This is a genomic window from [Empedobacter] haloabium, from assembly GCA_008011715.2.
In the GTDB taxonomy this organism is placed as follows: domain Bacteria; phylum Pseudomonadota; class Gammaproteobacteria; order Burkholderiales; family Burkholderiaceae_D; genus Rugamonas; species Rugamonas haloabia.
This window is the reverse complement of record CP136508.1, coordinates 2223077-2239823: the sequence shown is the minus strand read 5'-3', so window position 1 is coordinate 2239823 and position 16747 is coordinate 2223077. Positions and strand designations below refer to the sequence as shown.

At 60.5% G+C, this 16747-nt stretch carries 15 protein-coding genes; 3 read left to right on the top strand and 12 right to left on the bottom strand.

The annotated features are described in order from the left end of the window. Nucleotides 1–32 precede the first annotated feature (32 nt). From E7V67_009840 to E7V67_009825, 4 genes are read right to left on the bottom strand one after another with little or no spacing between them, the layout of a single operon-like run. Complete coding sequence (locus E7V67_009840; GenBank protein ID WUR15379.1) at nucleotides 33–593, bottom strand: hypothetical protein; 561 nt, start codon at nucleotides 591–593, stop codon at nucleotides 33–35. Nucleotides 594–612: 19 nt separating this feature from the next. Further along, nucleotides 613–1050, bottom strand: a complete 438-nt coding sequence (locus E7V67_009835) for a CFI-box-CTERM domain-containing protein (GenBank protein WUR15378.1) — start codon at nucleotides 1048–1050, stop codon at nucleotides 613–615. A 6-nt stretch (nucleotides 1051–1056) separates the two neighbouring features. Beyond that, nucleotides 1057–1323 (bottom strand): hypothetical protein, encoded by a 267-nt coding sequence (locus E7V67_009830; protein ID WUR15377.1) that lies wholly within the window; start codon nucleotides 1321–1323, stop codon nucleotides 1057–1059. Beyond that, nucleotides 1320–2573 (bottom strand): PRTRC system protein D, encoded by a 1254-nt coding sequence (locus E7V67_009825; GenBank protein WUR15376.1) that lies wholly within the window; start codon nucleotides 2571–2573, stop codon nucleotides 1320–1322. Before E7V67_009825 ends, E7V67_009830 begins: the two co-directional genes overlap by 4 nt. Nucleotides 2574–3596: 1023 nt before the next feature. Here E7V67_009825 and E7V67_009820 point away from each other — a divergent pair. The 3 genes from E7V67_009820 to E7V67_009810 all read left to right on the top strand — a co-directional run bounded on the left by E7V67_009820 (nucleotide 3597) and on the right by E7V67_009810 (nucleotide 6516). Beyond that, nucleotides 3597–4694, top strand: a complete 1098-nt coding sequence (locus E7V67_009820) for an integrase domain-containing protein (GenBank protein WUR15375.1) — start codon at nucleotides 3597–3599, stop codon at nucleotides 4692–4694. A 176-nt stretch (nucleotides 4695–4870) separates the two neighbouring features. Further along, nucleotides 4871–5434 (top strand): hypothetical protein, encoded by a 564-nt coding sequence (locus E7V67_009815; GenBank protein WUR15374.1) that lies wholly within the window; start codon nucleotides 4871–4873, stop codon nucleotides 5432–5434. Nucleotides 5435–6315: 881 nt separating this feature from the next. Next, nucleotides 6316–6516, top strand: a complete 201-nt coding sequence (locus E7V67_009810) for a hypothetical protein (protein ID WUR15373.1) — start codon at nucleotides 6316–6318, stop codon at nucleotides 6514–6516. Nucleotides 6517–7611: 1095 nt separating this feature from the next. On the opposite strand, the gene E7V67_009805 is transcribed toward E7V67_009810, so the two are convergent. From E7V67_009805 to E7V67_009770, 8 genes are all read right to left on the bottom strand, one after another. Then, the gene (locus E7V67_009805; protein WUR15372.1) at nucleotides 7612–8898 is read right to left on the bottom strand and encodes a hypothetical protein; all 1287 of its coding nucleotides are present in this window, start codon (nucleotides 8896–8898) and stop codon (nucleotides 7612–7614) included. Between the two features lie 377 nt (nucleotides 8899–9275). Then, nucleotides 9276–11678: a heavy metal translocating P-type ATPase gene (locus E7V67_009800; GenBank protein WUR15371.1), complete on the bottom strand. Its 2403-nt coding sequence runs from the start codon at nucleotides 11676–11678 to the stop codon at nucleotides 9276–9278. Nucleotides 11679–11849: 171 nt separating this feature from the next. Continuing rightward, nucleotides 11850–12746: a CopD family protein gene (locus tag E7V67_009795; protein WUR15370.1), complete on the bottom strand. Its 897-nt coding sequence runs from the start codon at nucleotides 12744–12746 to the stop codon at nucleotides 11850–11852. Nucleotide 12747: 1 nt separating this feature from the next. Beyond that, complete coding sequence (copC, locus tag E7V67_009790) at nucleotides 12748–13116, bottom strand: copper homeostasis periplasmic binding protein CopC (protein ID WUR15369.1); 369 nt, start codon at nucleotides 13114–13116, stop codon at nucleotides 12748–12750. A gap of 21 nt (nucleotides 13117–13137) precedes the next feature. Beyond that, nucleotides 13138–13467, bottom strand: coding sequence for a copper-binding protein (locus E7V67_009785; protein ID WUR15368.1), 330 nt, complete (start codon nucleotides 13465–13467; stop codon nucleotides 13138–13140). A 126-nt stretch (nucleotides 13468–13593) separates the two neighbouring features. Then, nucleotides 13594–13947, bottom strand: coding sequence for a copper-binding protein (locus E7V67_009780; GenBank protein WUR15367.1), 354 nt, complete (start codon nucleotides 13945–13947; stop codon nucleotides 13594–13596). Nucleotides 13948–13973: 26 nt separating this feature from the next. Then, nucleotides 13974–15365, bottom strand: a complete 1392-nt coding sequence (locus E7V67_009775; protein WUR15366.1) for a copper oxidase — start codon at nucleotides 15363–15365, stop codon at nucleotides 13974–13976. Between the two features lie 10 nt (nucleotides 15366–15375). Further along, nucleotides 15376–16746: a TolC family protein gene (locus tag E7V67_009770; GenBank protein WUR15365.1), complete on the bottom strand. Its 1371-nt coding sequence runs from the start codon at nucleotides 16744–16746 to the stop codon at nucleotides 15376–15378. Nucleotide 16747: the final 1 nt, after the last annotated feature.

Sequence of the window (16747 nt, the reverse complement as noted above, 5' to 3'; positions counted from 1 at the left end):
CCTCTGCCCGCCGGGGTTCGCGACGGGGTCGGCTAGTGGAACCTTGTAACGATCGGATACACTCGCGCCGACGCAACTCCCTTGCATTCCATCCGATACTCGCACGTCCGGCAGCGACCCTGGTACGGCGTTGCTGCCGGCTGGGCCTGACCCTGCAGCACGAGCAAGCGCCGCCTCAGTAACCGCGCAACCGCAGCCGTGTCCAGCAGCTGAACTCTTCGTACGAATCGCTTTCGTGAGCGGGTGTGCTGGACGACCACGGTACCGATCAGGCTTACCGCCTTGCCGGTCGAAATCTGGACCGCGACTCGTTGTACAGACAGCTCAACGACATCCGTTTCGTACACGCGAACACGCGGCCGGGTCTTCAACTCGACAAGGTGGATGACACCATCGACCAGGTAGGCCCGGTCCACCCGCGCGACAACAGGCAACTCCCGGTCGCCATGAAACAGCCTTTCGGAGTAGATCAGCTGTCCACGAGCCAGGTCTGGAGGCAGCCAGCCACGCTCCCGCCAGAGCGCAGCCAGCACGTGGACAAAGCCGGCGATGCCGACCAGGATGATGGCAAGCCAGTAGACGTTACTGAACATTTCATTCCCCTGTATCGGATTAGATGCGCCACATAGCCAGGACTGCGACAACGGCTTTGAGCAGCCAATACGTCGCGGCACGCCACATAGGATGCGAGTGCAGGGAGCACGCAATTACTGGTGAATGCCGGTAGTAAAGGCGGACAAAGGCGCGACCGGCGGCATACCTGCGGAGCACCCTGTCGCGGAACGCACGCAGCAATCGAGTTTCGCTTGCATTGGTCCCAAACACTTCGGACGCAATGAAGCACCACGGCTTCCCTGCTGCTCCGCTGAGCCGCGGTTCACTGCTCATGGCGTCGCGGTGAAACGCCTCATGTGCACGATCGCCGACGGCCTGGGCCTGCCGTCGTAAGCGAGATTCGCGACGTCCCAGGCGCACGGCGAACAACATCTTCTTTTCGCAGAACGCCTGCTCCGTTAGCTCTGATGCAGAGGTGTATCGGATGTGCTTCATGTCGTCTCACTCCGCTATGGGGTCGCTGAAAAGTTCCAGGGCGGCCTCCGTTCGCTCCGCAGAAACACCGGGGATGCACGCCGTGGTTGGCAGGCGATCGGTGCCGGCGACAACTGGTACGGCTGCGCCCTGCTGCGTCAACAGGCCGTCATACGCCAGCGTGCGTAACCGGTTCACCCTGCGCTGGCCCTTGGGGAACTGCGCAAGCTCGTCGTATAGACGTGCGTTATCTTCCCGAGCCAGCAGAAAGCTGATTCGCATGGGCATCGTCATGGTGCCTCCAACGTTGGCAGTGCCATCACCTCGGCATGCTGCGAGCACAAGCTACGTGCCAGATCGATGCCGGCGTATTGAAAACCTCGCACGTTGGCGAACAGCGGATCTTTAATCTCGTGGATGGCGTGACGAGGGAAAGCGGCTTTCAGCGCCGGCTTGAAGAAAAAGGCTCCGCCTCCGACCAAGAGGATGTTCTTGATGTCCCCGGCGTCGCCGACATAGCGCATCATCTCGGCCACGGCCTGCTCTGGAATCTTTCGCGCGAGCGGAAGGTGCTGCTCAATATCGTATTCGGACTGGAACACAACCGGCCGCTTGCGCGTGCGCAGCGCGATGTCGATCGCGTCGAAATCACGGAACTGGGAGCTCGTGGAGCGCCCGATACCGTCGGCTATCGATTGCAGGACATCGAACATGCCGCGGTTGACCGAGTGGCTGCGTTTCTCGATCTGCTGCATTCCCTGCGTGACCAGCCAGTCGAAAGTTCGACGTCCAGGATCGACGATCAGGCTGCGTTCCTTGCGCACTTCGGCCAAGCGATTCTGCAAGAGCCCGTAAGACATTAGCGCTCCAACCGGCTGCGGTACAGCCTTGGCCTTGGCGACAGTGACGCTGCGAGTGCCGCCGAGGGCATGTTGCCCCGTCAGCCGGCGTTCCAGTGCAGTGACGACCTTGCGCAGCTTGAATGTCGCCACCGGCAGCCCGACGATCAGCAGGTCGATCACGGGCACGTCCATGTAATGGATGGCCCCAAGCAGCAACGCCAGGTATTCGTCGCTCTCACAGTATCGGTCGTGCTGCAGTACGGCGGCATTGAAGACGTCGGCCGCCAGCGCCACGTCAGGGCCGACCTCGTAGATCAGCTTCCCGATCGGGATTCCAACGGTCTTGCGTCGAGCGCTCCAGCCATCCTGTTCAGGCAGCACCTCGGTAGGATGCGCTTCGGCTGGGAACATTTCGCACTTAAAATCGACACCGCTGACTGTGGCGATAAACTTGACGTTGCCGCGTCCAACGTCGACAGCTCGTACTATCCGGTTCACGTTCACCTCCATCGTCAGCATTCGCCCGAACGATACCGCGCGACACCGCAACGTGACAGCCGCAAAGACACGTTTTTTTAAGCGCCATTCGCGATCGGCAACGTACCGGTACCGGCCCGGCAACGCTGCGATCTGCTTTCGGATTCCAGCATCGGCGACGCTGAAGCTGTGTGCATGCCGGCACGGTGCCGAATGCGACTGCATGCGTTCGCGATGTAACGGTTAGACGGGATTTCAGGCACGCTAGCGCGAGACGGCACAAACAGAGGAATCCTTGCGCACGTGGCGTCCCTACGAATTTTTGAGCATGGTAGGGGTTACAAAATAAATGGTCCGTCAACTACAAAATCCGCGCGTCTGGAAATCGAGCTTGAGGGCACAGCTCTGAACATGAGTTGGCTTGACAAGATCGATGGTCGATCTAATCTGAAATCGCTGTCTGGAAGTCGCAACCAGGAACATCGTGTTCCGAAGCGGCCGTCGCAGTCGTCACCTGCCTCCAATCGCCGTGATGGTCCCGCACAAGCTGCGCCCACCCGGCACATTCTATAAGCCCGCTGCGACGCGGCGGGCCGAGCCAGGCGTCCTCGTCTGTCTTCAAGCAAGCAGCTGCGGAAACGCCGCAGCAGACAGCCATTCCAAGGGCAAGGCCCAAGCATCCGCATTTTTATTGCCGCGTGTCGTCATTGCCGCGGCAGGACGGAGCCAATTTGCACCGAAGTACGGTGCACGGCATTCTTACAGCATCACCCTTCACCCGCGCGCACATCGCAACTGGATGGCATCGCGCATCGGTACGGTCTCGTATCGATCGCAGTACTTGGCGTGGGAACGTACGGCGGCCTGGTGGCAGGGCCGGGGATATCGACGGGAAGGGAGTTCGAGAACACCCCATATGTGGGACCGGTAACACCGGAGTCTTTGCGGCCAGTCCGCACTGCCCGCCTGGAGCGGGGATGGGCCATGCGGGCGAAATCTCGCAGGCGCATCACTGGAGCATTTTGACGAACGCCATCGCAGCAGCGAGAACCTATCCAGATAGCGCCTGGGCAGCGCCAACGCTTTACTAGTCCACGTGACAGCACTCGTGACGACAGTGCCTGCCATGCATTGTCGGAATCGTCACTGGCGCACCAATGCTGCGGCGTATCACAGGTCGCTGCAGCGGTACGGGCGGACCAGCTCTGTCGCCTGCCCTAACCGACTACTTTCACCGTGAGGCGGATCATGCCCAACAACAGCAACTGGAAAGCACAACTGCAAACGATACTGTCCTTGCACAACAGTTACCACGCGTTTCGAAGCAAACTGGTTTCGCACAGTACTATGGCCGCGCGCGCCAAAGGACTGTTCCGCGCGTTCAAAACGCTTCGCGAGCTGGGGTTCCAGCCAGCGCCGCAAAACCTTTGCGGTACACACATCGAAATTTTGATGCAGTACTGGACCGCCGACCCTGCCCTCGGCGCACGTCTCGCTGCCAGCCAGCCTAAGGTGCCTCTGCGTACCCGCGCTCTAAGCGCCGCTTACATTCAGCAGCAGCTCTCCTTTCTTCGTGTATTCGCCAGCTGGATCGGCAAGCCCGGACTCGTGCTTGACGCGGAACGCTACGTGGCGAAGCCCGAAAAGGTCAGGCGACACTACGCTGCTCGGCACGAGCATGGCTGGACTGGGAACGGCATCGATGTCGAGGCATCGATTCAAAAGGTCGCGCAGCTCGACGAATATGTCGCAGCACAGCTGCGTATGATGATGGCGTTTGGCCTCCGACGAAAGGAGGCGATCATGTTTCGGCCGCACGCGTCGGAAGTCCCGTCATATGCCCTGCCGGCTACTTGCGCTGCAATCGACCGGTATGTCAGCTTCCTGCGCGTGAAGCGCGGCACCAAGGGCGGCAGATTGCGTTATGTCGCTATCCGCACAGAGGCGCAGCGCGGAGCACTAGCATATGCACAGCAGATCGCTCGTTATCCAACATCGCACCTTGGCCGTCCTGGCCTTACATTGAAACAGTCGCTGGACCGCTTTTCCAATGTGGTGCGAGTTGCTGGCCTCACAAAGACTGTGCAAGGCGTAACTCCACATGGACTGCGGCATGAGTTTGCCGGCGATCTCTACTTCGATGTCTCCCTTCATCACGCGCCCGTACGCGGGGGTGACCTGTGTTATGACCGTGACGTAATTGAGCTTGCATATGCTGAAGTAGCTCACCAACTTGGACACACTCGATCACAAATTAGCAGTGCGTACTTGGGTTCGGCGGTCCCGGATGCTTGTGCATGTGAAGTTCCAGGAGCTACTAAATCACCTGCCGCGCCGCACATCTGATATCGTTCCCGTTCCGATGAATGACATCGGATTCGCTTTCAATTCAACGCCCATTCCGCAGCCGCACCTGAGAAATTTGGCAGTTGCGAGCCATCGCGAATAACGCTAATGTCACGTACAGTTCCAAACTAAGCCTATTCTCGGCATTATCTAAATTTACGCAGTAAAAAGGAATCATGGCAGAAGAAAGTTCAGTCGCGGCGAAGGGTTTCGAGAAGGTAGCAGGCACGCTTGAAAAGCTTGTAGACAACAGAATGTTAGTACTGTGGGCTGCATTTATTCTATACTTCGATATTTGGCTTATCGCGACCAATATCGACATGGCCGCACTATCAATCGATTCAGCCATAATACGAATCAAGGCATTGAATATGCGGACAATTGTGAGCTTTATAGCGATTTTCTCAGTACTTATGTGTCTCGTATTTCCAGCTCTCCGCTATGTCTACACTACTCTTCTTTTGCACTACGGTAACTTCCGTTACTCTAATAGCAACCGAACGCCCGATCAACAGAAGATGTCGAACTGGGCTGCCGGTACCGTCGGCTTCGGTATCTGGGATTTGTTCAGCGGTGCATTTTCTCAAACCGGAAACTATAGCGGATATCTTCTTTATGTAGCCGCGCAACTAGAAAAAAAACAGTTTGGCAACTACAATATTAGCTCTTGGCTTCACATTTTTTATTTTTTTCTGCTTAGCCGCAGCTTTAGAGCGGGAATACTGACGAATATCCGGTAGTCATTAACCGGTGCCTGAGAGCCCCTTAACGCGACGATCGGTGCTGATATGCTTACCCTGCAATTTAATCAATCAGGAAAGATTCGCGTTCAAAGCTAATGATGCCCCCTCATTTCAACGAAGATACACTGATTCCACGCTATATGGCAAAGATGGTGCTGAGGAGTAACTCACAGTAATGTGTCGAGGCTGCGAGTTTCACGTACGCCAAAGTTCTCTAACAAATAATATCAAAAATTTGTGTTTGTTTCGACGCTAGAGCTTGTATTCGCCGGTTGTCGCTGCAAAACTGATCGTGCTATTTGTGAGAATCGCTCTCACATTGCTCCTGACAATGCTCATCGCGAACATGTCAGGACCCGACATTGGCAACAATGTCGGGCGCCGCGGACGTCACCCGCCTTCTGGATCGGTTGCCTCAACCGAAATCGCCCAGGCGATATAGCTGATAGTGATGCCTAAACGGCGTCACGGACACTGCATCGTAACCCGATTCAGTGAGGTCATGCCTGCTGTATGCCATGACCGGCCAGGCCCGAGTTCCTCGTGAACCCTGGGCCTTTTTTGCGTCTGTATAACTGTGCGGCTTCCGCACTGAAAAGGATGGAAGATCATGAATACTTGCACCTCGAACACACATGTTCCGCTGTGCGCTCTGCTTCGCAGCCCAGTTCAACGCACGTGCGGCCGCGCTCCTGCTCGGCTGACGGCGCTTTGCGAAAAATTCAGTAAGAGCCTGCGACCGACCCTGGCTGCCAGCGTTGGGAAGAACCGAAGCAAGCTTGCAATGTTGTTGCGGCCCAGCCCGGATTCTTCAGCTTGGCGTCACTGCGCGAAGTCGAGAAAACAGCCAGGTGCGCATTGCCCAGACGGAGTCCGCGATGAATAGCGATCAGCTTTCCAACGGCGGCGACGACGTCCTGGCGGCGATCTCAACGATCAGTGACTGCATGAAATGCCCGAGCGAACGCGCTCAGTATGATCAGTGGCTGACGCGTGAGAACGGACAGCTTATGGAACACTGGAGTGTCAACTGTCCGGATTGCGGATACGTCAACACACAGAAGCACGAACGTTGGTAGAGGCGTTAGTCCGTTGATCAAGCGTCTCATCAATCAATTGCAAACCCGTGGGGCCACGAGTTCCCCTGCGGGGCTGGTGGCCTCTCGACTTTGGGAGGTCACCATGAATAACGAACGCCCATATTTTCGTCGCGTTCCCGCGGCGGACCAGGAAGAGAGCGCGTGGGCTTCATTCTACGCGCAGGTATCGGATCCATCGTTGGCGGAAGAACTGGTCGCCTATCTGGATGCCGACCCTCATACCCGCCATCGCTACGCGGGGCTTTATGTGCGGTGCAGGCAGTCGCTGCGTCGCGAACGGGAGCGCCAGATGCGCGTAGCACGCTGTGGCGAGATTGCGCGACGTTTTATCGACACTGCCTTGCGTCTTCCCATGAGCATCGTTGCGTGTGCGGCCGCGCCCATTCATACGCTCGTCTGCTTCTGCAGGGACGTTTTTATGAATGCATGTGATGGGCATCATCAGTCCGCCCGGAGCGGACGGCCGAGACCACGACGTGCGGCGTCGCCAAGCCGGCGTAAAGCAGCGTCGGCTGAAACGGCGCCGCTACGTCCTGCCTCACATGATCATGATGCGAAGGCTGAGAGCAAGTCAGCGTAATGTCCTCGCGAAGGACGAATTGATCCCAACTACGACATATCAACCGGAAGTGTAGGAGGTCCTATGCACGCCAAAATCTCTATCTTCGGTCGCAGGTCTTCATCCGCGTCCGATCGGATACCCACGGATTGTGGCGACATGATCTGCAACCTGGAGGCGATGCCGCCAGGCCGGCAATTCCAGATGCGAGACGGTTGCCGATTCATTCGGACGAACCTGATCTGCTTCGGGTTTTGCAATCTGGCGACTGGCCAGCTCTGTTCTGCTCGAGATGTCTGCAGTCGACATGGGGGGGCGACTTTGAACCCGACGGGAGTTTCGGTAGGACCAGAATCCATGAGCGACATGGATCTGTCGGACTGATGGCGACGTTCGTGCGTCGCCTTGGTTGCAATCACTGCCCACCCCGACGACGCGCGCGAATATGCCGTCTTCCACGGACCGCAGTGCGCCCTCTAAACGACGAGGGCGCGCCGCGGGATGCTGGTTCGGGACTATCCAAGCACACTATCGACTTCTGCCTTCAAGGCCGCTAGGTCCTCGAACGACTCCAGCGTGGCAAGAACCCTCGCTCGCCCACCTGCATTGAACTTCCAGCCGGTTCCCCATTTTTTCTTCGCGAAGACCTCGAAGCGGCCCCGTTCCAAACCGAACGCGTCGACCACCGCCAGAATCGGCTCGGCAGGGTCGCATGCGTCCGCGCCTGACTGCCGCTTCGGCTTGTCGTCCGGATCGCGGTCATCTGCTGGCGCTCCGACTTGATCGCATGGCGGTGAGGCCGACACTCCAGGCCCAGGCTGAGTACCGTCAAGCGTCAGGGTCTCTCGCGTCGTATCGGATAATACGGTGCCATCGCTGACATTCAGCAGCGCAGTGACATCGATGGGCGCTTCGAGCTCGATCAGCCAGATCTTTGTCCGCACGCTTCGGCCTTGCTCGTCGATGTGCGGGACGTCACGCTCGACCTTCGAGATATAGAACGTCGTACGCTTCGCGTCCAGGAAACCGGAAATCCTGCCGCCGCGCAGGAACGCCAGCGCCTCGAATTTCTGGATCGCTCGGGTCATCGAGTACACGCTGTTGGTCGGCAGCTCGAACGCGTCGCATGATTGCACACCTGGGATGTAGAAGATGAATCGTCCGGAAAGGTTGCACTTCCGTTCCTGGAACTCACGGCAGTTCTCGGGATCGCACATCCCGTTATTCTCGCGCCGCAGTTGGGTCTTCCGTCCCCCAAAAGTCCGTGCTGGCTTTCGGCCGGAGCGATCAGGTGGTACAGGGGCGTAGCACTTGCATACCCGGGTGCGGCCATCCGGGGCATACTCGCTCCAGAATTTTTTCTCGCCTGCTCCCCAGGCCACAAGGCCATGCGGCATCACCGCTTGCCAGACGTCTGCGGGGAAGATGACGGGAAACCGGTACAGTCTCGGAACACCATCGCCCCGATCCTCGGCGTAGAGTCTCATGATCTGGGCAGCGGTTTCGGGGTTGGGAAAGTCCCCCGGTCGGACCGTGAAATACGGGACGTTTTTCGGAACCAGCGGGCGCGCCAGGTCAGGTATCTGGGTCACGATCGACCGTTCGATGTCGTCGAAACTGCGCCCTGCCCTGAGTCCTTCCTCATAGATCGAAAGCGCTGCTGGATTCTCCTGGGCCTTGCGGGTCAGCACCTTAATGCCCGCACGGATCTTGCCAGCTGTGGGGATATGAATGTTTCGTTGGCCCAGGACTGTGGGACCGGCGTTCCTCCCGGCGGCTACTACTGCGACAACGTTTTGCATAACGACCTCCGTTCTTACTTGTGAGGTCTCTAGGATCGCCTGGCATATCGTCATTGCAAGTGCCACTTGGACGTCGGACGTCTCGACGCAGCACCACGTTCGCTTTGCACATGCGTGCGACAAAAAAACGTCGGGCTATCAAAGGTGTGTGTGGACGGCGCCAGGAGCCTATGCCACGTCGAGTTCTTTGCGGCGCCTTTGCAAGGACACGGTACCGCAGCCGTGATAGGCAGCGTGCATGCCTCGGTCGAGAAGTAAGCCTGGCCCAGCGGCGTAGCAAGGCTCCAGCAGCATTACCGATCGTGCGGTAAAGCGATGGCATACTCGCTGCTGGCCGCCACCATGCGCGTCTGTGAACGATGGCGGCCTTCTACAGTTCAACCACTCGATGTTGCGTGGCCGACCTTGGATCGAAGCCGCAACGCGTTGGCGATAACGGACACCGAACTTAAACTCATCGCCAGCGCGGCAATCATCGGCGAGAGTAACTGCCCAGTCAGCGGATACAATAGCCCTGCCGCCAGCGGGATGCCAGCGGCATTGTAGACAAACGCAAATGCCAGGTTCTGCCACATGTTGCGTACCGTCGCGACCGAGATGGCGCGTGCCTGCGCGATACCACGCAGGTCGCCCTTGACGAGGGCAACGTGGGCGCTGTTGATTGCCACATCCGTGCCCGTTCCCATCGCGATGCCAACGTTCGCCTTGGCCAGCGCCGGCGCGTCGTTGATGCCGTCGCCGGCCATGGCCACCACTTTGCCCTTCCGTTGCAGCTTCACGACGAGCGCCAGCTTATCGGCTGGCTTCACCTCGCCGTGATACTCATCGATGCCGAGCTGGCCGGCCACGGACTTCGCCGTCGTGCCCCCATCTCCGGTCGCCATGATGACATCCAGACCTTCGCTGCGAAGTTCGGCAAGCGCCTCCGGCGTGGTGGCCTTGATGGGGTCCGAGACGGCGACGAGACCGGCCAGCCTTCCTCCCACGGCCAGGTACATCACGCTCGCGCCCTCCCCGCGCAGCCGCTCCGCGCGGTCGGCTAAAGGACGCCAGTCGATCCTCTCGGCCTCCATCAGCGCCGTATTGCCCAGAGCGATTCTCAAACCGTCGACATTACCACGCACCCCGATCCCGCTTGCCGATTCGAATGCTTCGGGCTTGGATAGCGCGATCTCGCGCGCCCGCGCCTCGGCCACGATGGCGTGGGCCAGCGGATGCTCGCTGCCCTGGTCGATGCTGGCCGCTATCCTCAGCACCTCCTGGTCGGTGAACCCAACGGCGGCGACGATTGTGCTGAACGCCGGCTTGCCTTCAGTAAGCGTTCCCGTTTTGTCGACGATCAGCACGTCGACTTTGCGCAGCGCTTCGATGGCCGCTGCGTCGCGGAACAGCACGCCCTTCGTGGCCGCCTGACCGGTCGCCGCCATGATCGACATCGGCGTGGCGAGCCCCAGGGCACAGGGACACGCTATGATGAGGACCGCCACCGCATTGACGAAACCGAACACCCAGCCGGATTCCGGCCCAAGAACTCCCCAGCCCAACAGCGTCAACACCGCGATCATGACCACGACGACGACAAAGTAGCCAGCGACGCTGTCGGCCAGGCGCTGCATCGGAGCACGCGAACGTTGCGCCTGCGCGACCATCTGGACGATTTGCGACAGCATCGTTTCGCTGCCAATTTTTTCCGCCCGCATCACGAGGCTGCCACTAGTGTTGACCGTCGCCCCGATCAGCCGGTCGCCGGAGCGCTTCGACACCGGGATCGGCTCGCCCGTCAGCATCGATTCGTCCACCGAACTGTCGCCTTCGGCTACGACACCATCGACAGGCACCTTCTCGCCTGGCCGAACGCGCAGAGCGTCACCGATATGGACATGAGTAAGCGGCACATCTTCTTCGCTACCGTCGGCGTTGATGCGGCGCGCCGTCTTGGGTGCCAACCCGAGCAGCGATTTGATGGCAGCCGAGGTCTGCGAGCGGGCGCGCAGTTCCAGGATCTGCCCAAGGAGCGTCAGCGACACGATCACCGCGGCGGCTTCGAAATACACTCCCACCCTGCCATGGGCGGCAAACGCCGGAGGAAACAGCTGCGGGGCCAGCGTGGCCACCACGCTGTAACCGAATGCCGCCAGGACTCCGGAGCCGATCAGCGTCCACATATTCGGGCTCACGCGCACCAGTGACTGCCACCAGCGCTGCAAGAACGGCCAGCCCGCCCACAGCACGACCGGCGCACTGAGCGCCAGTTCGATCAGGCTTTGGTACGGCAGCCCCTGTGGAAACATCACGTGGCCGAACATCGCCAGCACGAACACGACGGCCGTCAGTGGCAAAGTCCACCAGAAACGGCGGCGAAAATCAGCCAGCTCAGGGTTCTCCTCGTCATCCGTCGTTGGCATGAGCGGCTCAAGCGCCATGCCGCAGATCGGGCAGTTGCCAGGCTGCGCGGCCCGTATCTCGGGGTGCATCGGGCAGGTATAAACCGTACCGGCGGAAGCTGGCGCGGGTACGGAATTCGCCTCCCCTGATTGCTGTTCTTTGACGTAACTGGCGGGCGCGGCCCTGAATTTTTGCATGCAGCGGCTGCTGCAGAAGTGGTAGGCGTGGCCTTGGTGGACGATTTCACGATCAGGGTCCGGTCCGACCTTCATGCCACATACTGGATCGGTGAACGGCTTCGCCTGCTCATCGGGTCGCGCTGCGGTCCCATGTGCCCCGCCATGGTGGTGATCGTGGTGACGGTGGTCGTGCTGCTGTCCCTCGCTGCTGTGCATGTTGCAAACTCCTGTACGGTTCGCCGATGCCTGTCGCTTACGTTGGCGGCATGATGGGTTGCGGTGGCGCGGCTACGCGCCGCGCCACCTTACTGAACGAAACCTTAAGCCTTACCACGGCGGTAAAGTCAAGCGTGCGAGCCATGTACCCCTGCCATCCCCCACACCGGTTTACATGGCTGCCGGGGGTTGTTGCACCGTCAAATACGCGGCGGCCGCCAAAGCTCCCAGCAGTAGTACCGCTTCGATTTGCAGCACGCGGCGTACCACGGCGATGCCAGCCGCTGATCTCGCCGCCGCCGGCAAGCCGATGAACTTGTTATAGCCACCCAGGGCGATCGCTCCCAGCACGAGTCCGACCTTTGCCAGCAGCGTGTAGCCGTATTGGGTGTGCAGCAAGTGCTCGGAACTGCCGACCCGATGCCAGGCGCTGTAGATGCCTGTCGCGACAATCGCGATCACGGCAACCATCGCAGCTTGCGACATGTGGTCGAGGTAATGATCCGTCGCGGCACTCTCCAATGCTTGCACGCGCAACGGTCGCAACGCGTACCCGGCCGAGACGATCACGGCGCCGGTCCACACGGCAATGGCGAACAGGTGCATGGTTTCTGCCACATGCGGGCCTGTCCACCAGCCCTCCTCCCCCGCATGCCCCATCGACGCGCGCGTGGCGGCAAAGGCGACCAGCAACAGGAGCGCGAGCCCTTCGGTAGCCCGGCTGCCTTTGCCAACGCCGCGAACACCCAGCAGCAGGAACATGACGGCGATCGCGATGCAGCCCGCATGGCCATGGGCGGACGTGATCAGCATCGTCCAGAACATGCCGCCGGCGTCAGCCAGCGGAACGCCAGCCATCACGGCCGTCGCGGCCCACAGCGCCGCGGTACTGGCGACGATCGTCAGCACGATCGCCGCGGTGTCGTGGCGGCGCAGGCCGATCAACCAATCGCCGGTCACGCTGCTCACAGGTAGCCAACGTCGTACGAACCAGGTCCCCACCAGCCAAGTAAATCCCAGGTTGAGCAGCGCGGCCGATCCGACCTGCAGCAGCGCGACCGCGTCCAACTTATTTCACCGTGAACGTGAAGTTGCCCGTGCGGCGGTGCCCATCATGCCCGGCAACGGCCCATTTCACCGTATAAGTTCCACTCTGCAGCGCCGGAGCGTCCACGCGCACGATGGCCGGGTTTGCGGTGTCGACTTTTGCCTTGCCGGTAGCGGCCACGTTGCCTGCGGCATCGGTCAAGGTAATGCTGGAAAACGCTTCCTCGATCTTCTCGTTGAACGTCAAGGCAACTTGCTTCGGCGCCGCGGCAACGGTGGCACCCGCTTGCGGATCGGAACTCTTGAGCGTGGCATGCGCGGCCGCGAGCGGACTTGCCAGAGCAGCGGCCACTACGGCGGCGGCCGCCATTACATTGGAGATTGCTTTCATCAGTATTGATCCTGTATTCGATTACTTGGCTTGTTCGATGGTGGTCACCATCAAAGCACCATTGACCTTCTCGGCCGTAAAGCGCACCTTGTCGCCATCCCGTACCTTGTCCAGCATTGCCGGGTCCTGAACGCGGAAGACCATCGTCATGCCGGGCATGCCCAGGTTCTTGATGTCGCCATGCTTGATGGTGACCTTGCCGCCATCTTTGTCGACCTTCTTGATTTCGCCATCGGTCAGCGCGGCATTCAGCGCGGTTGCCGCGGCCTGCTGGGCATGGGCGACAGGACCGGTGGTCAGGGCCGCCGCGCCAATCAGGGCGGCAGCGAGGTAGTTGAGACTGTGTTTCATGTGTTCCCTCCAGTAAGCCAAATGAGTATCCGTTGCCGAATCCATTGCATCATTGTAGGGAGCGGATGCGCACCGCAGCATGACCCGAACATTACAGATACATTACAGTGCCATCCGCCCACGACGTCATTTCGCGGGTTCGAGATGCGTGACCGTCGTGCTGCCGTTGACCTTGTCGGCCGCGAAGCGAACCTTGTCGCCAACTTTTACCTTGTCGAGCATGGCCGCGTCCTGGACACGGAACACCATCGTCATCGCGGCCATGCCGAGATTCTTCAGCTCGCCGTGCTTGATGGTGAGCTTTCCGCCGTCCTTGTCGACCTTCTTGATTTCGCCATCGGTCAGTTCGACGGACGCCGCTGCGTGTTCTCCATGCTGGGCATGCTGCGCATGGTTGTCATGTTGCGCGTAAGCCGGCGAGAAGGCCACTGCGGAGAGTGCCACGCCAGCGGCCAGGATTACGTTGTTCAGCTGTTTCATAAGGTCCTCTTTTCGGTTGGAGTAAATCAGTGTTCGCCATGGCCGGTCGGCTTGCGCACCGTCAGCTCGACGTTCGGCCGGCTCTTCGCAGGCATCAGTTGGCCGCCGGCACTCCTGGAGCGGGCAGGCTCCGGCAATGCACCCGTCCATTCATAGGCGATGGTGCCGGCAGGGTGCTTGAACCAGCCTGGGTCGGTATAGTCGCCGCGCTTCTGGTCCCTGCGCACCTTCAGCACCGTAAACATGCCGCCCATCTCGACGCCACCGAACGGGCCCTCACCCGTCATCATCGGCAGTGTGTTATCGGGCAGCGGCATTTCCATGCCGCCCATCGAACCGCCCTTATCGCCCATCACCATGTAGTCGGGGACAATCTTGTTGATCTTCTCCGCGATACCTTTGTGGTCGACGCCGATCATCGTCGGCACGTCGTGCCCCATCGCATTCATCGTGTGATGCGACTTGTGGCAGTGGAAAGCCCAGTCGCCCAGGTCAGTCGCATCGAATTCGATCGCGCGCATCTGCCCCACGGCGATGTCGGTGGTCACTTCGGGCCAGCGCGACGCCGGCGGCGTCCAGCCCCCATCGGTACCTGCGACAACGAACTCGTGGCCGTGCAGGTGGATCGGGTGGTTCGTCATTGTCAGGTTGCCTACGCGGATCCGTACGCGGTCCCCTTGCCGTACCGGCATCGAGTCGATCCCCGGGAACACGCGGCTGTTGAATGTCCACAAGTTCTGGTCAAGCATCGTGTTCACGCGCGGCACGTAGCTGCCAGGTTCGATGTCGTAGGCAGACAGCAGGAACACGAAGTCGCGATCGACGGCGAATTGGCGGTGGTCTTTCGGGTGCGTGACCCAGAAGCCCATCATTCCCATCGCCATCTGCACCATTTCGTCCGCATGCGGGTGATACATGAAGGTGCCCGGCCGCTTGGCCACGAATTCGTACACGAACGTCTTGCCCGGCGGGATGGCAGGCTGGGTAAGACCGGTCACGCCATCCATGCCGTTCGGCAGGCGTTGGCCGTGCCAGTGCACGCTGGTGTTCTCGGGCAACTTGTTGGTGACGAAGATACGCACACGGTCGCCTTCGACCACTTCGATCGTGGGCCCCGGCGACTGGCCGTTGTAACCCCAAAGGTTCGCCTTCATGCCTGGCGCGAGTTCGCGTACGACGGGTTCAGCGACGAGGTGGAACTCCTTGACACCGTTATTCATGCGCCATGGCAGCGACCAGCCGTTCAGCGTCACCACCGGGTTGAACGGGCGTCCGTTCGCCGGCGGCGGCGGTACCTGGGTCCTGGCGTCGCTGGCGGTCGCCGCTTCAGGCAGCGTCGCGGCGCCGGCCTTGCTGACGGCGGCGGCGCCGACAGCCACAGCGCCTGCGCCCATGAAGAAGTTTCTACGTGAAATCATGTATGTGTCCTTACTGAGTGATACCGCCGCCATTCATGGCGGACTGGAGCTGGCTCTCGGCGATCCAGAAATCGCGCTGTGCGGCGATCGCACCGTTAACGCTGGCTAGTTGTTCGCGCGCGTCCGCCAGCAGTTCGAAGGTGCTGGCCAGCATGCCGTTGTAGCGCAGCAGCACCTCGTCGGAGATTTTCTTGCGCAGTGGGACCACTTCATCGCGATAATGCCGGGCGATGTCATAGGCCGTGTGGTAAGCCGAATAGGCCTCGCGCACCTGTGACCGCGCCTTGACTGCCGTGTCGGCGGTGCGTTGCACGGACTGCATGTACACGGCTTCGGCCCGCGCACGTGCAGCCGTGCCCCAGTCGAACAGCGGCAGTTCGAGCGACACCTCGTAGCCATTTTCACGCGGCGAGCCGGACTTGCTCGTGTTGGCGTACGCCACGTCGAACACGTTAACGAAGCGCGTGGCCTTCGTCAGCCCAAGCGCGCTGGCGGTCGCCTCGGCATCGCGACGGGCTGCCAGCACATCGAGCCGCTGCGACAAGGCACGTGCCTCGGCATCCTGCATCGTCGTTGCCAGGGCGGGCAGGTCGGGCAGGCGATCCGGCAGGCGGTAGCCCTGCTTCGCTCCCCACAGACCCATGAGGCGGGTCAACTGCTCGCGCGCGGCGGTCGCTTCATGACGGGCCCGGGCCAGCTCGGTGACCGCGTCCGCATAGAAAGCCCGCTCGCGTGCCTGGTCGAGCTTGCTCCAGTTACCCACCTTGCTCATGCGGTCGGCCAGTTCCGACGACGCCTCGGCGGCGATACGCACCTGGTCGGCAAATGCGGCACTTTGCGCGGCAGCCACGGCCGTGAAATAGGCACGGCGCGTCTCGGACGCCAGCTGCACTGCCTGCGCCGCTGTCAGCAGCTTGGCCTGCTCGAACCGACGCCGCTCAATGCGCTGCCGGACCGGCATGGTGAGCAGGCCGATGACGTCGAACGTCACGCTGCGCTCGATCTCTGTCTCATCGCCGCCACGCACGCGGCCGAACGAGAAGCCGGGATTGCGCAACCGCCCAGCCTGCACCCACTCGGCTTCGGATATGCCCAGCTCGGCGAGCGAGGCCTTTAATGCCGGGCTGTTCAGCAAGGCGAGCTGGACGGCCGATTCCGCCGTCAACGGCTGCGCGAGCAACGACTGCACTTGCGCCGCCGCGGCTTCGGATTGCCGGGCCTGAGGCTTGGCGAGAGTGACGGGCTGCCCGATGCGCTCCTGGGTAAGGCGCGACACATCGTTCAAACCGCCATCCGGCGTGAAGGTGGCACAGCCGGTGAGCACGACCGCGCCTAGCGCGACCGCCAGACGGCCCGGTAAAGGATAGATGAATGAGCGCATG

Bases quoted from the DNA above. Each gene is read 5' to 3' on its own strand.
- E7V67_009840 (WUR15379.1), bottom strand. From the start codon at position 593: ATGTTCAGTAACGTCTACTGGCTTGCCATCATCCTGGTCGGCATCGCC.
- E7V67_009835 (WUR15378.1), bottom strand. From the start codon at position 1,050: ATGAAGCACATCCGATACACCTCTGCATCAGAGCTAACGGAGCAGGCG.
- E7V67_009830 (WUR15377.1), bottom strand. From the start codon at position 1,323: ATGACGATGCCCATGCGAATCAGCTTTCTGCTGGCTCGGGAAGATAAC.
- E7V67_009825 (WUR15376.1), bottom strand. From the start codon at position 2,573: ATGCAGTCGCATTCGGCACCGTGCCGGCATGCACACAGCTTCAGCGTC.
- E7V67_009820 (WUR15375.1), top strand. From the start codon at position 3,597: ATGCCCAACAACAGCAACTGGAAAGCACAACTGCAAACGATACTGTCC.
- E7V67_009815 (WUR15374.1), top strand. From the start codon at position 4,871: ATGGCAGAAGAAAGTTCAGTCGCGGCGAAGGGTTTCGAGAAGGTAGCA.
- E7V67_009810 (WUR15373.1), top strand. From the start codon at position 6,316: ATGAATAGCGATCAGCTTTCCAACGGCGGCGACGACGTCCTGGCGGCG.
- E7V67_009805 (WUR15372.1), bottom strand. From the start codon at position 8,898: ATGCAAAACGTTGTCGCAGTAGTAGCCGCCGGGAGGAACGCCGGTCCC.
- E7V67_009800 (WUR15371.1), bottom strand. From the start codon at position 11,678: ATGCACAGCAGCGAGGGACAGCAGCACGACCACCGTCACCACGATCAC.
- copC (WUR15369.1), bottom strand. From the start codon at position 13,116: ATGAAAGCAATCTCCAATGTAATGGCGGCCGCCGCCGTAGTGGCCGCT.
- E7V67_009785 (WUR15368.1), bottom strand. From the start codon at position 13,467: ATGAAACACAGTCTCAACTACCTCGCTGCCGCCCTGATTGGCGCGGCG.
- E7V67_009780 (WUR15367.1), bottom strand. From the start codon at position 13,947: ATGAAACAGCTGAACAACGTAATCCTGGCCGCTGGCGTGGCACTCTCC.
- E7V67_009775 (WUR15366.1), bottom strand. From the start codon at position 15,365: ATGATTTCACGTAGAAACTTCTTCATGGGCGCAGGCGCTGTGGCTGTC.
- E7V67_009770 (WUR15365.1), bottom strand. From the start codon at position 16,746: ATGCGCTCATTCATCTATCCTTTACCGGGCCGTCTGGCGGTCGCGCTA.